This is a genomic window from Halopseudomonas maritima (genome assembly GCF_021545785.1).
Taxonomy (GTDB): Bacteria; Pseudomonadota; Gammaproteobacteria; order Pseudomonadales; family Pseudomonadaceae; genus Halopseudomonas; species Halopseudomonas maritima.
In genome coordinates, this window is record NZ_CP079801.1 from 194,666 (window position 1) to 212,328 (window position 17,663).

At 62.0% G+C, this 17,663-nt stretch carries 16 protein-coding genes; 9 read left to right on the forward strand and 7 right to left on the reverse strand.

The annotated features are described in order from the left end of the window. Positions 1-122: 122 nt before the first annotated feature. Entirely contained in the window at positions 123-1,205 is a 1,083-nt protein-coding gene (locus HV822_RS00910) for a 3-deoxy-7-phosphoheptulonate synthase (RefSeq protein WP_238871801.1), read from the forward strand. A gap of 56 nt (positions 1,206-1,261) precedes the next feature. On the opposite strand, the gene HV822_RS00915 is transcribed toward HV822_RS00910, so the two are convergent. Together HV822_RS00915 and HV822_RS00920 are read right to left on the reverse strand one after the other, a co-directional pair. Further along, positions 1,262-1,537 carry a GNAT family N-acetyltransferase gene (locus HV822_RS00915; protein WP_238871802.1) on the reverse strand — a complete coding sequence of 92 codons (276 nt, stop codon included), beginning with the start codon at positions 1,535-1,537 and terminating at the stop codon, positions 1,262-1,264. 140 nt (positions 1,538-1,677) lie between these two features. After that, entirely contained in the window at positions 1,678-3,072 is a 1,395-nt protein-coding gene (locus HV822_RS00920; RefSeq protein WP_238871803.1) for a GntP family permease, read from the reverse strand. Between the two features lie 264 nt (positions 3,073-3,336). Here HV822_RS00920 and HV822_RS00925 point away from each other — a divergent pair, with 264 nt between their 5' ends. Next, positions 3,337-3,591, forward strand: coding sequence for an Lpp/OprI family alanine-zipper lipoprotein (locus HV822_RS00925; protein WP_083724281.1), 255 nt, complete (start codon positions 3,337-3,339; stop codon positions 3,589-3,591). Positions 3,592-3,616: 25 nt separating this feature from the next. On the opposite strand, the gene HV822_RS00930 is transcribed toward HV822_RS00925, so the two are convergent. Genes HV822_RS00930 through HV822_RS00940 form a run of 3 tightly spaced genes read right to left on the reverse strand, consistent with a single transcriptional unit; the run spans position 3,617 to position 5,522 of the window. Next, entirely contained in the window at positions 3,617-4,549 is a 933-nt protein-coding gene (locus tag HV822_RS00930) for a L,D-transpeptidase family protein (protein ID WP_396265187.1), read from the reverse strand. A gap of 11 nt (positions 4,550-4,560) precedes the next feature. Next, a complete protein-coding gene (locus HV822_RS00935; protein ID WP_238871805.1) occupies positions 4,561-4,893 on the reverse strand; it encodes a hypothetical protein in 333 nt (110 codons plus the stop codon). Continuing rightward, entirely contained in the window at positions 4,890-5,522 is a 633-nt protein-coding gene (locus tag HV822_RS00940) for an arylesterase (RefSeq protein WP_396265189.1), read from the reverse strand. The genes HV822_RS00935 and HV822_RS00940 overlap by 4 nt, the downstream gene beginning before the upstream one ends. 22 nt (positions 5,523-5,544) lie before the next feature. On the opposite strand from HV822_RS00940, the gene HV822_RS00945 reads away from it, so the two are divergent. Genes HV822_RS00945 through greB form a run of 3 tightly spaced genes read left to right on the forward strand, consistent with a single transcriptional unit; the run spans position 5,545 to position 9,254 of the window. Further along, the gene (locus HV822_RS00945; protein WP_238871807.1) at positions 5,545-6,228 is read left to right on the forward strand and encodes an ABC transporter ATP-binding protein; all 684 of its coding nucleotides are present in this window, start codon (positions 5,545-5,547) and stop codon (positions 6,226-6,228) included. Then, the gene (locus tag HV822_RS00950; RefSeq protein WP_238871808.1) at positions 6,225-8,753 is read left to right on the forward strand and encodes an ABC transporter permease; all 2,529 of its coding nucleotides are present in this window, start codon (positions 6,225-6,227) and stop codon (positions 8,751-8,753) included. The genes HV822_RS00945 and HV822_RS00950 overlap by 4 nt, the downstream gene beginning before the upstream one ends. A 3-nt stretch (positions 8,754-8,756) precedes the next feature. Continuing rightward, positions 8,757-9,254: a transcription elongation factor GreB gene (gene greB / locus HV822_RS00955; RefSeq protein ID WP_238871809.1), complete on the forward strand. Its 498-nt coding sequence runs from the start codon at positions 8,757-8,759 to the stop codon at positions 9,252-9,254. Here the strand turns inward: greB and HV822_RS00960 are convergent. Together HV822_RS00960 and HV822_RS00965 are read right to left on the reverse strand one after the other, a co-directional pair. After that, positions 9,245-11,098, reverse strand: a complete 1,854-nt coding sequence (locus HV822_RS00960) for a cation:proton antiporter (protein WP_396265190.1) — start codon at positions 11,096-11,098, stop codon at positions 9,245-9,247. The two genes, greB and HV822_RS00960, sit on opposite strands and share 10 nt — an antisense overlap. A 45-nt stretch (positions 11,099-11,143) precedes the next feature. Then, the gene (locus HV822_RS00965; protein ID WP_238871811.1) at positions 11,144-12,091 is read right to left on the reverse strand and encodes a glutathione S-transferase family protein; all 948 of its coding nucleotides are present in this window, start codon (positions 12,089-12,091) and stop codon (positions 11,144-11,146) included. A gap of 179 nt (positions 12,092-12,270) precedes the next feature. Here HV822_RS00965 and HV822_RS00970 point away from each other — a divergent pair, with 179 nt between their 5' ends. The 4 genes from HV822_RS00970 (at position 12,271) to dacB (ending at position 17,590) form a co-directional block, all read left to right on the forward strand. Beyond that, positions 12,271-13,974, forward strand: coding sequence for a DEAD/DEAH box helicase (locus HV822_RS00970; RefSeq protein ID WP_238871812.1), 1,704 nt, complete (start codon positions 12,271-12,273; stop codon positions 13,972-13,974). Positions 13,975-13,992: 18 nt separating this feature from the next. Then, positions 13,993-14,790 carry a TatD family hydrolase gene (locus HV822_RS00975; RefSeq protein WP_238871813.1) on the forward strand — a complete coding sequence of 266 codons (798 nt, stop codon included), beginning with the start codon at positions 13,993-13,995 and terminating at the stop codon, positions 14,788-14,790. 104 nt (positions 14,791-14,894) lie between these two features. Beyond that, entirely contained in the window at positions 14,895-15,953 is a 1,059-nt protein-coding gene (locus HV822_RS00980; protein WP_238871814.1) for a cache domain-containing protein, read from the forward strand. Positions 15,954-16,117: 164 nt separating this feature from the next. Next, positions 16,118-17,590, forward strand: a complete 1,473-nt coding sequence (gene dacB / locus HV822_RS00985; RefSeq protein ID WP_238871815.1) for a D-alanyl-D-alanine carboxypeptidase/D-alanyl-D-alanine endopeptidase — start codon at positions 16,118-16,120, stop codon at positions 17,588-17,590. Positions 17,591-17,663 lie beyond the last annotated feature (73 nt).

Below are 17,663 nucleotides of genomic sequence, written 5' to 3' on the forward strand. Positions count from 1 at the left end.
TAATTTTGTTTTTCAGGGCGATAGCGGCCTGCGGGGTAGCCTAAGCGGCCAACCTTGATTAAGCTGTGACGCACTCAAAATAGTGCCGCACTACGCGGCCGGTACCACTTCCGGGAAGACTGATGGCCGATTTACCTATTGATGACCTGAACATTACCTCCAACGAGATCCTGATCACCCCCGAGCAGCTGAAAGCCAAGATTCCGCTCAGTGAGGCTGCCCAGGCTACCGTGGTGGAAAGCCGCCAGGTGATTCGTGACATCCTCGACGGCAAGGACCACCGCCTGTTCATTGTCATCGGCCCCTGCTCTATCCACGATATCGAGGCCGCCAAGGACTACGCCGCGCGTCTGAAGAAGCTCGCCGCCGAGGTCAGCGACACCCTGTATCTGGTGATGCGCGTGTACTTCGAGAAGCCGCGCACCACCGTGGGCTGGAAAGGCCTGATTAACGACCCCTACCTGGATGACTCCTTCAAGATTCAGGATGGTCTGCACATTGGCCGCCAGCTGCTGCGCGACCTGTCGGAAATGGGCCTGCCTACTGCGACCGAAGCGCTGGACCCGATCTCGCCACAATACCTGCAGGATCTGATCTCGTGGTCGGCCATTGGTGCACGCACCACCGAGTCCCAGACCCACCGTGAAATGTCCTCCGGCCTGTCGTCCGCTGTAGGCTTCAAGAATGGCACCGACGGCAGCCTGTCCGTTGCCATCAACGCCCTGCAGTCCGTCTCCAGCCCACACCGCTTCCTGGGCATCAACCAGCAAGGCCAGGTATCGATCGTCACCACCAAGGGCAACCCCTACGGCCACGTGGTACTGCGCGGCGGCAACGGCAAGCCCAACTACGACTCGGTCAGCGTCGCCCTGTGCGAGAAGGACCTGGAGAAGGCCGGCATTCCCAGCAACATCATGGTTGACTGCAGCCACGCCAACTCCAACAAGGACCCGGGCCTGCAGCCGCTGGTCATGGACAACGTTGCCAACCAGATCCTTGAAGGCAACGACTCCATCATCGGCCTGATGGTCGAGAGCCATATCGGCTGGGGCAACCAGTCCATTCCCAAGGACCTGTCGCAGTTGCAGTACGGTGTCTCTGTCACCGATGCCTGCATCGACTGGGCGACCACCGAGCAAAGCGTGCATAGCATGCGCGACAAGCTCAAGGAAATACTCCCGCGTCGCCCACGCATGCAACGCTGAGCAGCAGCCAACAAAAAACCCGCCGGATCGGCGGGTTTTTTGTTGGTTTCGGCAAGCTATTCAACGTGTGCAGCGTGGCGATCCATATAACGCTCAACGTAAGAACAGGAAGGAATGACCGTGTAGCCGTGCTCACGGGCAAAGGTCAGCGCGTGGGCGGTCAATTTGGCCGCTAACCCCTTGCCACGCAGGGCATTGGGTACAAAAGTGCGGTAAATATCCAGCGTCTTCTTGCCCAGATCCATGTAGGCGAGATAAGCGCGTGCACCTTCCAGTGCGATATAGAACTGCTTGCCTTCCTGATCGTGCTGAACGGTGGCGTTCATAGTCATTGTCAGTCTCCCAGGCAGCTATAACTCCAAGCGAGGAATTATCTACTGTAGACCTTATTCAGCAAGAATGTTCCCCATCTGGTGAAACTTTGTGCACTTGAGCACGCGGCGCACACCTCACGCCGCGCGCTCTGCAGGCCTCAGGAGACCATACCCATGCCCAGGGACATCAGCAGACCGATGGATGCAAGGCAGGCGATGATCGGAATGGCCACGGTCACCACAAAGATGTCGCGATAGGCTTCCTTGTGGGTGATACCCATGATCATGAAGGTCGCAATCACCGCGCCACAGTGCGGCAGCGAGTCCAGACCGCCGGAAGCAATCGCCGCGATACGATGCAGAATTTCCGGATCAACACCCATCTCGATGTAATGCGGACCCAGCGACTGCATGAAGATCTGCAGGCCACCCGAGGAAGAGCCGACAATCGCCGACACCACGCTGACCGAGGCAAACACCGACAGCAACGGTGGCAGGTCGACGTTGAGGATCCAGTTGGCAAACTGGCCGAAGCCAACCGTTTGGCTCACCACACCGCCAAAACCGATAACGGCAGCGGTATTAAGCAACGGCATAATGGAGTCATCAGCGCCCTGCCCAAAGGCCTGAGCTGCGGTACGACGCAGATTCGGGAACAGCAGCACGCAGGTCAGCGACCCCAGAATCAGCGAAATGCTCGGCCAGATGATCGGTTGGGCCGCGCTGAACATCAGCACGCGGGCCATCGCGCCATCGCTCTCTGACCAGTCACCCATACCCAATAGTGCTCGCGGCAGCATGATCGAACCCAACACCACAACCATCGGGATCAGCGCCATCCACCAGACCGGTGCATCGTTCGGATCGCCAATCAGCTGCTCCATGCGACGATCCTGAGCGTTCTCCACAAAGCCTTCGCCACACGCTTGGGCGCGTTTCCACTGGTTTTCTACGTACCACATGCCCAGTCCGGCCATGAGCAATGCCGCGAAGATACCGATCCAGCCTCCGGCGAACAGGTCTGTGCCAAGCGAACTGGCGGAGATCACGTTATGAATGGACGGGGTACCCGGCAGCGCCGTCATGGTGAATGTGCCTGCGCCAACCGAGGTAGCGGCGGCCCACAAACGCTTGGGAAGGTTGGCTTCGCGCATCAGTGTGATGCCCAGCGGATACATGGTGAACACCACTACGAACACCACAACACCGCCATAGGTCAGCAGCGCACAGACCACCATGCCAACCAGTAGTGTGTGGCGCACGCCCAGGGCGCGGGTAATCGACAGCGCGATACTCTTGGCCGCCTGACTGGTCGCCATGACCTTACCGAAGATCGCACCACACAAGAACAGCAGAAAGAATTTGCCAGCAAAGGTGAATGCACCCAGCGGACCGAAGGGGAAGAACTCGAGGAAGGTTTGCGAGATAAGCATGCCGTTGGTCAGGGCAACCACCAGGGAGCAGACCAGAGAGGCAATGAAAATGTTGATCCCTCGCAGCGCCAGATAGATAAGCAGCGCCACACCGGCGATCAGACCGAGGTTTCCGAGCATTGTTTTTATCCTTGTGATGAACAGCGCAGGTACATTACCCCAGCACAGAATCAGCACAAAGCCCTGAGCAGCCCAATCAGAGCCCTTTATTGTTGTTGATTAGTAACAGAATTAGCGCACCGCCACTTCCAAGCGTTCACTCAACTGCTACTATTACCTCGCTGTCGGGAACGTACAGCAGAGCATCTTGGGAACTCATACGACCTTCCCGGGTCTTCTGCTGTGCGTTCTTGAAGCATGGAACTTTTACATAAGGGGAAAGTTATGAAGACTGCACTGAAAGTATCCGCCGTAGCACTGGCAGCCCTGGTTGCCGCTGGTTGCAGCAACAGCATGGAAAAGGAACTGAGCGCTCGCGTTGCCGCCAACGAAAACGCGACCGCCAGCGCCCAGGCCCGTGCAGATGAAGCATACCGCAAGGCTGATGAAGCTCTGGCTGCCGCTCAACGCGCCCAGCAGACTGCTGACGAAGCCAACGAGCGCGCCCTGCGCATGCTCGAAAAGGCCAGCCAGAAGTAAGATGGCTGCCTGCAGCCGATCCGGATCACATGGCCCGGATCGGCTGTCCAATCACCCCGGGAATGCCGCTCTCGGCATACACCAGATCCCTGATAGCCTTCCAGTCCAGCCTGAAGCCCTGCACCTTCTCCTGCTGCTCCGCCAGCAGACGCTGAATTGCTGCCTGCTTGTCCAGCGTTGACGGCATGCCGTGCTCATCCAGCGCCGTGTGCACCTCCAGATACAGCAGACCGTCCTTGACACCCAACTTGTAGGGCTGGTTGACGATCGTCACCGGCGTGCCAACCGGCACTTGCGGAAACAGCTCGGTGATATCCTCGTTACGCATGCGGAAACAGCCATGACTTACCCGCATGCCGATACCAAACTTCTTGTTGGTGCCGTGGATCACGTATCCGCTAAGCGCCAGGTTCATCTTGAATGGCCCCATCGGGTTATCCGGACCCGGCGGCACAACCGAGGGCAACGGGTCGCCGTTGGCTGCGTGCTCTTCCAGAATGGACTTGGGCGGATACCACGACGGGTTGGCCTGCTTGCGCAGGATGCGTGTCTCGCCAATCGGCGATGACCAGCCCTCACGGCCGATACCTACCGGATAGCTGGACACCAGCTCGCCCCCCTTGTGGTAGTAGTACAGGCGAAACTCGGGCAGGTTGATCACCACCCCCTCTCGTACGCCCTGGGGCAGCACGTGTTCCCCCGGCAGCACAATTTCTGCGCCCGCTCCCGGCAACCAGGGGTCAATGCCAGGGTTAGCCGCAGTCATTTCCAGGTAGCCAAAGCCGCGCACACTGCCCAGGTCGGCAAAGGTATCCTCGTAGGAAGCCTGGTAACGCTCAACCTCACCGATCATATCCTGCTCGGGCGCAAGCAACGGGTAGTCGTTAGCCAGCACCGATGTCGCCAAACTTGCCAGCAGACCGGCAAGCAGCCCTTTTTTCAGTCCTGGACGCATCATCCACATCAGTATCAGCTCCCGCTCACCGTCATGTTCAAGTCAAACTGCTGCATCTGCGCTGTCGCCGGGCGCGAACGCCCGCCGCTACTGCGTCGCGCGCCGCCCTTTGTCTGTTCTGCGTGGTTCACACAGGCCGGACACAGCGTGCGCGCATCGGCCCGGGTCAACTCCCTGTAGACAGGCAACGAGGGCAAGAGGTCGCCGCACAGCGTGCGCTCGCGCGGCACATCCAGCCGCAGGTTGATATCTACCAGATGAACGTGCCGGAAGTCTTCGACAAAGAGATCCAACTGCTCATCCTGCTCTACCAGACACCAGCGTCTGGCCATCCAGGACAGGTTCAATCTTCGCCCTCACCCACCGCTGGCTGACGCGCTAGCCAGGCTTCGATCAGCGGCCAGGCGTTCTCCAATATCCCGGGCTGGCCCTGCACGTTGGGGTGAATACCATCACCTTGCATAAGCGCTGGCTGCCCCGCAACGCCCTCCAGTACAAAGGGTACCAGCGCAACCTGCTGCTGCTCGGCAACATCCCGGAACACCTGCTCAAATGCCGAGGTGTAGCGCACACCGTAGTTGGGTGGTATCCGCATCCCCAGGATGGCCACATCGGCGCCGGCCTGGCGCGACTGTTCGACCATGGCCGCAAGATTCTGTTGCATTTTGTCCGTGGGCAGGCCCCGCAAACCGTCGTTACCACCCAATTCAATAACCACCAGATCCGGCTCATGCCGCGTCAGCAGCGTCGGCAGGCGTGCCAACCCACCGGCGGTGGTGTCGCCACTAACCGAGGCATTATGCACCTGCACGGAGCTGTTTTGAGCCTGCAAACGGCCCTGCAACAGGCTTACCCAGCCGTCACTAATTTCCAGACCGAAAGCGGCGCTGATACTATCACCGAGGATCAAAATCCCCTGTGCTGCTGCGGGAAGAGAGAGCAAACACAGCAACAGCCCTCCCAGCCAGTTTCTCAAGACGTTCATCAGGCCCGTTACCATGTCAGACGCAGTCGTAATTGCCCGCCACCTTAACAAAGTCGTCACCACCTCGGAAGCGCCACTGCAGATCCTCAAGGACGTAAACCTGAGCATCCAGCGCGGCAGCAGCGTTGCCATCGTCGGCGCCTCTGGGTCGGGCAAATCCACTCTGCTCAGCCTGCTCGCCGGTCTGGACCTGCCCAGCAGTGGCGAGGTGCTGCTGGCCGGCCAGTCGCTCACCACCCTGGATGAAGACCAACGCGCCGCCCTGCGCGGTCTGGAAGTGGGTTTTGTGTTTCAGTCCTTCCAGCTCCTGGACAGCCTGAACGCGGTCGAAAACGTGATGCTGCCGTTGGAGCTGGCCGGCCGCCGAGATGCCCGCCAGCACGCCACCGAGCTGCTGGAGCGCGTCGGCCTCAAGGCGCGTATCAGCCATTATCCGCAGCAACTGTCTGGCGGCGAGCAGCAGCGGGTTGCCATTGCCCGCGCCTTTGCCAGCGAGCCCGCCATTCTGTTTGCCGACGAGCCGACCGGCAACCTGGACGCCGCCACCGGCCAGAAGATCACCGACCTGCTGTTTGACCTGAACCGCGAACACGGCACCACACTGATTCTGGTCACCCACGACGAACGCCTGGCGACCCGCTGCGAGCGCGCCCTGCACATGCAGGCAGGCCAACTGCAGGCGGAGCAGGCTGTATGAACAGCGCGCCGCTGGCCAGCCTCGCCTGGCGCCTGTTGCGTCGGGAATGGCGCGCGGGGGAGTTGCGCGTCCTGCTCGGCGCATTACTGATTGCGGTCACCATCAGCACCGCGATCAGTTTTTTTACCGAGCGGCTTGAACGCAGCATGACCGGTCAGGCCGCCGAGTTTCTCGGCGCCGACCTGGTGATCTCCTCCGGCAGCCCGCTGCCGACCCTCTATGCCGAAGAGGCCCAGAGCCAGGGGCTGCAGATCAGCCAACAGGTTGGCTTCAACAGTGTCATGGCCAGCGATGCAGCCATGCAGCTGTCCAGCGTCAAGGCGGCGGATGCAGCCTATCCGTTACGCGGCCAGATGCGCATTGCCGAGCAACCTTTTGCAGCCGAGCAACCGGTCAGCACCGGCCCGGCAGCCGGCGAGCTGTGGATCGAGCCGCGCCTGCTGACCCAGCTGGAACTGGAGGTGGGTGATGCGCTGGAGGTGGGTTACGCCAGCCTGACCATCAGCGCGCTACTAACCCATGAACCGGACCGCGCCGGCGACTTTTACAGCCTGACGCCGCGCGTGCTGATGAACCTGCAGGACCTGGAGGCCACCGGCATCGTACAGCCCGGCAGCCGCGTGCGTTATCGCCTGTTGCTGTCTGGTAGCGATGAGCAGCTGAGCGCCTATCAGCAGTGGCTGGAGGAGCGCCTGGAGCCCAACCAGCGGATCACCTCGGTCAAGGACGGCAACCGTCAGGTGGGCCGCGCGCTAGGGCGAGCGGATCAATTCCTTGGCTTGGCCAGTATCGCAGCGGTGGTGCTGGCGGGCGTTGCCGTGGCCCTGTCCGCGGGCCGCTTTGCCCTGCGTCATTTCGATACCAGCGCCATGCTGCGCTGTCTCGGGCTGTCACGCCGGCAGGTGATGCGACTGTTCCTGCTACAGCTACTGTACCTTGGTGCGCTCGCCACCCTGCTGGGTCTGGCATTCGGCTGGCTGGCCCAGTGGGGACTGCTGCGGCTACTGCGCGAGCTGCTGCCCAGCAGCCTGCCCGAGCCCGGGCTGACGCCCTTGCTGGTGGGCGGCGCAACGGGCCTGTGTGCGCTGCTCGGCTTTGCCCTGCCGCCACTGCTGCGCCTCGGCCAGGTTGCCCCGCTGCGCGTCTTGCGCCGTGACCTGGCGCCCATGCCCAGCAGCAGTTGGCTGATCTATGGCCTGGCGCTGGCAGTACTCAGCCTGTTGATGTGGCAGTTTACCGGTGACCTGCAAATCACCCTGGCGATAATCTTCGGCGGCGCGGCGGCGGCGTTGATATTGGGCCTGCTGGCCTGGCTGCTGCTGCGCAGCGTTGCCGGCAAACTGCACAACCTCAGCCTGGCCTGGCGCCTGGGCAGTGGCGAGCTGCTGAAACGCCCGGCAGCGGCGGCAACGCAGATTCTCGCCTTCGGCCTGATCTTCATGAGCATGCTGGTAGTGCTGATTCTGCGCACGGAATTGCTCAGCGACTGGCAAGACCAACTACCGGCCGATGCCCCCAACCACTTTGCACTGAATATCCTGCCCAGTGAGCAGCAGGCCTTTGCCGAGCAGCTGGAGCAGATAGGTGCGCGCAGCGCGCCCCTCTACCCAGTTACGCCGGGGCGGCTGGTCAGCATCAACGGTGAGCCGGTGCGCCAGGAGGTAAGCAAGGAAACTGAGGCTGACGGCCAGGGTCGTGAACAGGACCGCGGCACCCGCGCCATCAACCGCGACCTCAGCCTGACCTGGTCTGCCACGCTGCCGCCCGACAACCAGCTGACCGCCGGCCAGTGGTGGGGCGACAGCACGCCTGATAACGCCGTCTCGATCGAATCCGAGCTGGCGGAGAGTCTAGGCGTTGGCCTGGGCGATGAGCTGGGTTTTGTCATCGAGGGCCAAGCCCTAAGCGCCACCATCACCAGTATTCGCCAGGTCGAGTGGGACAACTTTACGCCCAACTTCTACATGGTGTTCGCCCCCGGCGTGCTGGATGGTCTACCCGCCACCCTGCTCACCAGCTTCCATCTGCCCAGCAGCGAGCGTACTTCGCTGCGCGGGCTGACCCGTCAGTTTCCGGCGATGACATTGCTTGAGGTGGAGCCGGTCCTGGAGCAGATTCGCGGCATCCTCAAGCAGGTCACCCTGGCGGTCGAGTATGTGCTGGTCTTTGTCCTGCTGGCCGGCTTGGCTGTGCTGTTTGCCGCGCTGCAGGCAACGCTGGATCAGCGCCTTTACCAAGGTGCACTGCTGCGTACTCTGGGTGCTGAACGGGCGCTGCTGCGCCGCGCCACCTGGCTGGAGTTTTTGCTGCTGGGGCTGCTGGCCGGTGTCATGGCGGTGGTGGCAGCCGAGCTGGCTACCTGGACGCTCTACCGCTTTGCCCTTGAGCTGGATTGGGCACCCCACCTGCTGTTCTGGCTGCTCACACCACTGGTGGCTGCGCTATTAATTGGCTGCGCCGGCGTTTGGGGTACCCGTGCAGTAGTGCGCCAGAGCCCCATGCGGCTGATCAGCCGGGGCGCCTGAGCTATGAGCCGTTACCGTCCACCCCGCCGCGCCGGCACCCCGCTTATCACCGCAGCAGGCGCCGCGCGGCTGCGCGAAGAACTCGATGAGCTCTGGCTGCGCAAGCGCCCCGCTGTTACCCAGGCCGTCAGCGAGGCCGCCGCCCTGGGCGACCGCTCGGAGAACGCCGAGTACATCTATGGCAAGAAGATGCTGCGCGAGATCGACAGCCGGGTGCGCTTTCTGCGCAAACGCCTGGAAGCCCTCAAGGTAGTAGACCGGCCTCCGAGCGACCCCAGCCGCATCTACTTCAGCGCCCATGTCGAGCTGGAAGACGAAGACGGCAAGATACTCAAGTTACGCATCGTCGGCCCTGACGAAATCGACCCAAAACAGCAACACATCAGCATCGACAGCCCCATGGCTCGCGCCCTGCTGGGCAAGCAGCTGGACGATGAGATCTGCGTGCAGGCGCCCGGTGGCGAGCGCCTGTACTGGGTGACGGCTATCCGTTACGCCTGATCCGGCAGTTGAGCGCTCTCATCAGCGTTGCTCTCGCGCCGCATCGCAGCCTCTTCACGGCTGGTTTCCAGGTAAATCAGCGTCCAGTCCGCTACGGGTTCAAGGGCTTGGGCCTGAGAAAACACTCGGACACGTCGCTCTGGCGTCAGGGCTAGCATGGGCACACGGTTCTTGCCCGCTTCCTGCTGCCACTGCTCGAAACCAAAGCCCTCAGTAAGGGTAGTGGCCTTGAAGCGTGCGCCTTGACTGATCAGGCTCGACAGCTTGCTGAAGGTCATCCCCTCCGCGCCCATCAACAGACCCTCGTGGGCGCTGGATATTTGCAACCGCTCGTTAGCCCCGCTGCGCTCGTTACGCACGCTGAAGATGCGGTGCGCGGAGAAATCCCGCTGGAAGTGCTTGTTGAGCAGCGCGTTGCGTTCACGCTCAGGCGTCAGCGTAAGCAACGTGCCAAGCCCGGCAAGATCCAGATTATCGTCAAAGTGCGTCGACAACGGATTGCCGCGCAGGGTGCGCAACCCCTTCATACGTGCCTGACGAATCGAGTCCCAGTGGGTATCGACGATCAGCAGCGGCACCTCCAGCTTGTGCAGCACCTCGCCCAGCGAGCGCGCTACGGCGTTGGCACCAATCACCAGCACGCCCCGCCGCTCCGGCTCAGTCACACCCAGCAACTGCGCCATGCGCCGGGCTGTAGCGCTTTGGAACACCACTGTCCCGATGATCACGGCAAAGGTCAGCGCACTGACCAGCGCGGCATCCTCATAACCAGCCTGCTCCAGCCGCAAGGCAAACAGCGCCGACACCGCAGCCGCGACGATACCTCGCGGCCCGATCCAGGCCACCAGCGCGCGCTCGTTCCAGGTCAGCTCACTGCCGATGCTGCTGATCCACACCGCCAGCGGTCGCGCCACAAACTGAATCACGGCCAGCAGCGCCAGCGCCGGCCAGCCCAGCGCCAACAGCGCGCCCAGATCTACCCGTGCCGCCAGCAAGATAAACAACCCGGAAATCAGCAGTACCGAGAGGTGCTCCTTGAACACCAGAATTTCCTCGATATCCACGCCCTTGGCATTCGCCAGCCAAATACCCATCACGGTGACAGTCAACAGGCCGGACTCGTGGGCGATCTCGTTGGATACCGTAAAGGCCACCAGCACCAGAGCCAGCGACGCCAGCACTTCCAGATATTCAGGCACCCAGTGACGGCGCAGTGCAGTGGCCATCAAGGCGCCACCCGCAGCACCCGCTATGGCGCCCACCGCGATCACCTCAACGAATATCCACAACCCGGCACTAATACCATTGGCGCCGGCGCCCTGGGCAACAATCCACTCGTAGACCAACACCGCCAGCAAGGCACCGATCGGGTCAATCAGGATGCCTTCCCAGCGCAGCACCTTGGAGATCCGCTGCGTGGCCCGCAGGGTGCGCAGCATGGGCACCACCACCGTCGGCCCCGTCACCACCACCAGCGCACCAAACAGCGCCGAGAGCGCCAGATCCAGCTCGATTAACCAGTGACAGGCGGCGGTAATCACGCCCCAGGTCACCAGCGCACCGACAGTAACCAGCCGGCGCACCACGCTGCCGGTTTCCTTCAGCTGTTCAAACTTGAGCGTCAGGCTGCCCTCAAACAGGATCAGCGCTACACAGACCGACACCAGCGGAAACAGCAACTCACCCAGGAAGGCATCAGGCTGCAGCAAACCAAACACCGGCCCCAACAGAATGCCGGCCAACAGCAGAAACAGGATCGCCGGCAAGCGCAGGCGCCAGGCTGCCAACTGGCAGACCAGGCTGACCAGCGCCACCCCGGACAGGGTCAGCGCCGGGGTAATCATCTGGTGTATTTCGCTCAATGTTATCTCCCTGTAAGCGAAGGAATATCAGGCACCACGCAGCGCCTCGCGGCCATGCGGAACCCGCAGGTCCGGCCCCGTTCCAAGCGGCACAATGCGCGTCGGATTGATGGTGTCGTGGCTGTAATAATAGTGCTGTTTGATGTGCTCAAAGTTCACCGTTTCGGCTACACCCGGCCATTGATACAACTCGCGCAGATAACCCAACAGCGCTGGATAGTCCTCAATGCGCCGCAGGTTGCACTTGAAGTGGCCATGGTAAACCGGGTCAAAGCGTATCAGGGTGGTAAACAGTCGCCAATCGGCAAGCGTGATTCGCTCACCCAACAGATAACGACGCTCGCCAAGACGCGTCTCCAGCCAGTCGAACGCGCCGAACAGCGTGGCACAGGCCTGTTCGTACACCTGCTGCTCAGTAGCAAAGCCGGCCTTGTAGACCCCGTTGTTGACTTCGTTGTACACACGCTGGTTGACCTCGGTCATCGCCTCTCTCAGCGCAGCCGGGGCAAAATCACAGGAGTTGCCGGTCAGGCTGTCAAAGGCGCTGTTAAACAGCTCGATAATCTCGGCCGACTCGTTATTGACGATGGTCTGCTCCTGGGTATCCCAGAGCACCGGAACGGTAACCCTGCCGGTGTAATCTGCCCGGGTGTGGGTGTAGAGCTGGTGCAGGTGCCGATAGCCGTACAGTGGCTCGGGCTCGGCAAAGCTCCAGCCGTGCTCGAGCATGTGCGGATGTACCACCGTCACACCGATGTGCGGCACCAACCCTTTGAGCTGTCGCAGAATCAACGTGCGATGCGCCCAGGGACAGGCCAGCGATACATATAGGTGATAGCGACCGCTGTCCGGGGCGAAGCGCCCGCCCGGCTCGATCCGTTCGCGAAAACCGGCGTCTTCGCGCTTGAACGCGCCGCCGGTGCCCTTGGTGTCATACCACTGGTCAACCCAGCGTCCATCGACAAGACGTCCCATCTGGTTGTTTCCTATTGCTTGGCCCAAGGGGCGTTTTGGCAGCGCAGAGCGCTGCCAGCTGTGCAGCTAGACTGACATTCTGATCAGATATTGCAACGCTCAGACAAAAGGCTGCGGTAATTTGCCGGCAAAGTCCGTATAATACGCGCCCATCTTATCCCCCAAGGTTTACTCCCCCTATGTCCGACACCTCTCCGGCGGCTCCGCAGTTTGCCGATCTTGGCCTGCCCGCCCCCCTTCTTGAGGCGCTCAACAGCCTCGGCTATGAAACACCCTCCCCGATTCAGGCCGAGGCTATCCCGACCCTGCTGTCCGGCAAGGACCTGCTGGGTCTGGCCCAAACCGGCACCGGTAAAACCGCTGCCTTCGCCTTGCCGGTCCTGGCCGGCCTGGATGTCAGCCTGCGTGCCACCCAGGCACTGATCCTGACGCCCACCCGCGAGCTGGCCCTGCAGGTCGCCGAAGCCTTCCAGCGCTATGCCCAGAACATGCGCGGCTTCTCCGTGCTGGCCCTGTACGGCGGCTCGGCCTTTGCCCCCCAGTTCAAAGCACTGGAGCGCGGCGCCCAGGTTGTCGTGGCAACCCCTGGCCGTCTGACCGACCACCTGCGCCGTGGCAGCCTGAAGCTGCAGGATCTGCGTTACCTGGTGCTGGACGAAGCCGACGAAATGCTCAAGATGGGCTTTGCCGACGACCTTGAAGCGGTCTTCGAAGAAGTACCGGAGCAGACCCAGAAGGCGCTGTTCTCCGCCACCATGCCACCCGGCGTGCGCAATGTAGCGCGCAACCACATGAAAGAGCCGGCCGAGATCCGCCTGCACAGTGGTTCGAGCAGCAGCCTGGAGACCATTACCCAGAAGGTCTGGGAAGTCTCCAACCACCACAAGCTGGACGCCATGACGCGCCTGCTGGAAGTCGAGCCGGTCGAGGCCATGATCGTCTTTGTGCGCACCAAGACCGCCAGCCTTGAGCTGTCCGAGCGCCTTGAAGCCCGCGGCTTTGCTGCCGCCGCGCTGAACGGCGACCTCAGCCAGCAGCTGCGTGAACAGGTGGTTGACCGCCTCAAGCGCGGCCTGCTGGACATTGTGGTGGCGACTGACGTTGCCGCCCGTGGTCTGGACGTAGAGCGTATTACCCACGTACTGAACTACGACCTGCCGCACGACAGCGAAAGCTACGTGCACCGCATCGGCCGTACCGGCCGCGCCGGTCGTCAGGGCACCGCGATTCTGTTCGCCACCCCGCGCGAGCGTCGCCTGCTGCACGTGCTGGAACGCGCCACCGGCCAGAAGATCGAGCCGCAAGCGCTGCCCACCGCCGATGCCGTGCGCAGTGGCCGCCTGAACAAGCTGGCTGCACGCCTGAACGACGCCCGCGAGCACTCCACCGCCCTGCATCAGCAACTGGTCAACGACCTGCAGGAACTCACCAGCCTGGATGCCTCCGAGCTGGCCGCCGCGCTGTTGAGCATCCTGCCGAGCGCCAAGACCCTGCTGGAGCCGGTCGCCGACCTGCCTGCCCAGGCACCGCGCAAGGACCGCCAGTTTGACCGCGACAGTGGTCTGACCCGCTACAAGGTCCAGGGCGGCCGCAAGAGCGGCCTGATGCCCAAACCGCTGGTTGACGTACTGGTCAAGGTGGGCGGCGTCCAGCGTCAGCAGATTGGCCACATCAAGCTGTTCCCCGAGCACACCGGCGTCTACCTGCCGCAGCTCGACCAGCAGACCCTCAACCGCCTGGCTGGCGCCGAGATCAACGGCATCGCCCTGCAGATCAAGGCCTGGCCGCTGCCCGAAGGCGAACTGCCGCCGCGTGATCACGCGCCGCGCAAGCCGCGTCGTGACTTTGCCAAGGGCAAGGGCAAGCCGCCGCGCAAGGGCTGATCGCGGAGTCGGTGACAGATGGAATGGATTGATATCGGCGTCAACCTGACCGATAAGGCCTTTGCCCAGGACCGCGATGCGGTGCTGGAGCGGGCCTGGCAGGCCGATGTCAGCCAGATGCTGCTGACCATGACCTCTCTTGAGCAGGCCGACAGCCTGCTCGCGCTGTGCGCCGAGCAGCCGCAACGGCTGTTCACCACCGCCGGCGTACACCCGCACGAAGCTCGCCACTGGGCCGCTGACAGCAGCCGGCAACTCGCCGCTCTGTGCACGGAGCCTGCGGTGCGCGCCGTAGGTGAATGCGGACTCGATTTTAACCGCGACTTTTCTCCCCGCCCGGCGCAGATCAAGGCACTGGAGGAACAACTGGCGGTCGCCGTTGATACCCAGCTACCGGTTTTTCTGCACGAACGCGAGGCCAGCGATACCCTGCTGGCAGTGCTGCGCGACTATCGCGATCAGCTCAGCGGCGCCGTGGTGCATTGCTTCACCGCCGAGCGCGACGCGCTCTATGCCTATCTCGACCTGGACCTGCACATCGGCATTACCGGCTGGATCTGCGACGAGCGACGCGGCACCCACCTGCACTCGCTGGTACGCGACATCCCCGCCAGCCGCCTGCTGCTGGAAACCGACGCGCCCTGGCTGCTGCCGCGCACCCTGTCGCCCAAACCGAAAAACCGTCGCAACGAGCCAGCGTTTATCGTTGAGGTAGCGAAAATGGTAGCGCAGTGCCGCGGCGAATCCTTGCAAACCCTGAGTGATAACAGCTGCCGAGCAACGCGCGCGCTGTTTACCCTACCCGAAGGAGCATGATGGTCTATATTGGCTGAGTCGCACGGACGCCAAGGACCCGCATGCCTGCCACACCGAATTCTCCGCACCCAAGACAGCTTGTCGCGCCGCTATTCGGACTGGTATTGCTTCTCCTGCTGGGCGTAGCGCTAAGCCTGTTTCATTACTATCAACTCAGCCAGGTGATGCGCAACGACGGCAGCAAGCTATTTGAGCGTGTAGTGCAGCAGGTCGGACGCGAACTGGACAACGTATACCGGCCACCCATGCAGGCGCTAAACCTGCTCAGTCTGAGCTCACTGGTCAAGACTGAAAACCTCGCCGAACGCTTGGACTATCTGCCCTTGCTGGCGCGCGTATTGACCGATAACCCCCAGTTAAACTCGGTCTATGTCGGCTGGCATGATGGTGACTACCTGATGCTGCGTCCACTGCGCAACCCTCTCGGCCAACAGCGCTTTGCCGCCCCGCAACACGCCGCCTGGATGGCCTGGCATATTGGCGCCGATGGCAACCTGCGCCACAACAGCTACCTGTTCCTCAATACCGATCTGCGCATTATCGAGGCACGTATGGCGACAGACGAAGGCTTCGACCCGCGCCAACGCCCCTGGTACGCCGCAGCCAACAGCGCAGATCAGCGACTGGTCACGACACCTTACGTGTTCTTTTCTACCCGCGAGTTCGGCACAACCCTGGCCAGGGCGGCCGATAATCATGCCGTACTAGGGGCCGACCTGACCCTTGACCAGCTCTCCGACACCCTGCGCCAACAACGGGTTACGCCCTCCTCGGAACTGATTCTTTATACCGGTGAGGGTATCGTCATTGCCTACCAAGACCCGCAACGACTGCAACACACGACCCTAGGCAGTGGTGCGCTTGAACCCAGGCGTTTTCAGGAGCTAGGCAGCACCCTGCTGGCGACCATCGCACTGGATGGCTACCGGCAGCAACGGCAAACGGTAAAGGAGCTGGAGGGGCAACGCTGGGTGATACAGCAACAGCGCATCGGCGTACAAGGCTCGCCCGACACCTATCTCGCGGTACTGGTGCCGGAGGCCGAGCTGCTGGCCGATGCCTATCGCTTGCGCCAACAGGGTTTCTGGTTCTCTCTGGCGGCCAGCCTGGCGTTGCTGACCCTGGGTTGGGTGTTGTGGTGGCGACTGCGACCCGCGCTGTAGGTTGAGCACCCGCTTGACAGTGCCTCCCATAACCGACCGCTAATCCGAGAATTTACTTTAAGCTCTCGACCCAACTCTCTATTTAAGTAATGATGCGCAAAAACAGGGACTGACAGGAAAGCGGTTCTGCCTCCAGCCAACACTCGCTCCGGGAGCTGCCCCACATGCCGAACGTTGTCTCACGTGCCCTTCTGTGCCTGATCCCCCTGCTGGGCTTGTCAGGCCTTGCTGCCCAGGCGCAGGCCGCCGATAGCGGCACCCTGCCCGCCCGCGTGCAAAGCGCGCTGCAAGCAGCGCAGATCCCGTCTGACGCGGTGTCACTGGCCGTGATTCCTCTCGAAGGCCAGGGCATGGCCCAGTTCATCAACGCCGACGCGCCGGTCAACCCGGCCTCCACGATGAAACTGGTGACCACCTATGCCGCGCTGGAAATCCTTGGACCGACACACCAATGGCGCAGCGATTTATTCATCGACGGCCCGGTGGTCAACGGCACCCTGCAGGGCGACCTGATCTTTCGCAGCGGCGGCGACCCCAAGCTGACCCTGGAGCGCATGTGGCTGATGCTGCGCGACCTCAAGGCGGCAGGTGTTCGTAACATTACCGGCGATCTGGTACTGCAGCCGGCAGACCTGCGCCTGCCCAATGACGTACCGCCGTTCATCGACGACAGCGGCAACCAGAACCGCCCCTTTCTGGTCGAGCCCGACCCGCTGCTGACCAACCTCAAGCTGCTGGTGGTGAGCAGCTATGGTGAGCAAAATGGCGTGCGCATCAATGTCGAGCCGGCGCTGCCGGAGGTCAAGATCGTCAACCAGTTGACCCTGCTGCCGCCCACGCGCACCTGCCCCAGCCCCAACGTGGCATACGGTATTCAGGATGAAGGCTATCAGGCCACCATCACCCTGACCGGCAGTGTGCATGAGGGCTGTATCGCCCAGCGCTACCTGTCTGCCTTGACTGCCACCACCTACACTGCCAGCACCCTGCGCACCCTGTGGCAGGAAATGGGCGGCACTATTCAGGGCGGTACTCAGATTGGTCGGGCGCCAGCCAGTTCAAGACTGGTAGCACAAAGCTGGTCACCGGATCTGGTTGATGTGGTGCGCGACATCAACAAGTGGAGCAACAACACCATGGCCCGGCAGCTGTTTCTGACCATTGGCCGTGAAAACCGCATTGCCAGCGACCGCGATGATCACAAGGCAGCCGTGCGGGTTATCAACGAATGGCTGCGCGGCAAGGGCATCCAAACCAACGCTCTGGTGATGGAGAATGGCTCCGGCCTATCACGTATGGAGCGCTTGAGTGCCCGCGACCTGAGCCAGTTGCTGGCACAGGCTTGGCAGAGCCCCTATCGCGCGGAGTTCATTGCCTCCATGCCGTTAGCGGCAATGGACGGCACCATGCGTCGGCGCCTGCGCAATACGCCGGTAGCCGGCCAGGCCCATATCAAGACCGGCTCACTGCGCAGCGTGAAGGCCATTTCCGGCATCACCCGTGACGCCAATGGGCAAAGCTGGGCGGTGACGGCGATCGTCAACCACGTCAGCGCGGCCTCCAGCAGCCAGGCGCTGGACTTGGTACTGCAGGACGTCTACCGCCGGGTTCCAACCGATATTGCTACCGCGCAGTAAAAGACCAAGACAGCCGTGGCATCTCGCGCCGTGGCAGAAACCGCACGGGCACGACATGTCGTGCCCCTACAGC

Coding starts and splice junctions, on each gene's coding strand:
- HV822_RS00945 (WP_238871807.1), top strand. CDS start 5,545: ATGTCAGACGCAGTCGTAATTGCCCGCCACCTTAACAAAGTCGTCACC.
- HV822_RS00910 (WP_238871801.1), top strand. CDS start 123: ATGGCCGATTTACCTATTGATGACCTGAACATTACCTCCAACGAGATC.
- dacB (WP_238871815.1), top strand. CDS start 16,118: ATGCCGAACGTTGTCTCACGTGCCCTTCTGTGCCTGATCCCCCTGCTG.
- HV822_RS00925 (WP_083724281.1), top strand. CDS start 3,337: ATGAAGACTGCACTGAAAGTATCCGCCGTAGCACTGGCAGCCCTGGTT.
- greB (WP_238871809.1), top strand. CDS start 8,757: ATGAGCCGTTACCGTCCACCCCGCCGCGCCGGCACCCCGCTTATCACC.
- HV822_RS00920 (WP_238871803.1), bottom strand. CDS start 3,072: ATGCTCGGAAACCTCGGTCTGATCGCCGGTGTGGCGCTGCTTATCTAT.
- HV822_RS00960 (WP_396265190.1), bottom strand. CDS start 11,098: ATGATTACCCCGGCGCTGACCCTGTCCGGGGTGGCGCTGGTCAGCCTG.
- HV822_RS00965 (WP_238871811.1), bottom strand. CDS start 12,091: ATGGGACGTCTTGTCGATGGACGCTGGGTTGACCAGTGGTATGACACC.
- HV822_RS00950 (WP_238871808.1), top strand. CDS start 6,225: ATGAACAGCGCGCCGCTGGCCAGCCTCGCCTGGCGCCTGTTGCGTCGG.
- HV822_RS00930 (WP_396265187.1), bottom strand. CDS start 4,549: ATGATGCGTCCAGGACTGAAAAAAGGGCTGCTTGCCGGTCTGCTGGCA.
- HV822_RS00915 (WP_238871802.1), bottom strand. CDS start 1,537: ATGACTATGAACGCCACCGTTCAGCACGATCAGGAAGGCAAGCAGTTC.
- HV822_RS00970 (WP_238871812.1), top strand. CDS start 12,271: ATGTCCGACACCTCTCCGGCGGCTCCGCAGTTTGCCGATCTTGGCCTG.
- HV822_RS00975 (WP_238871813.1), top strand. CDS start 13,993: ATGGAATGGATTGATATCGGCGTCAACCTGACCGATAAGGCCTTTGCC.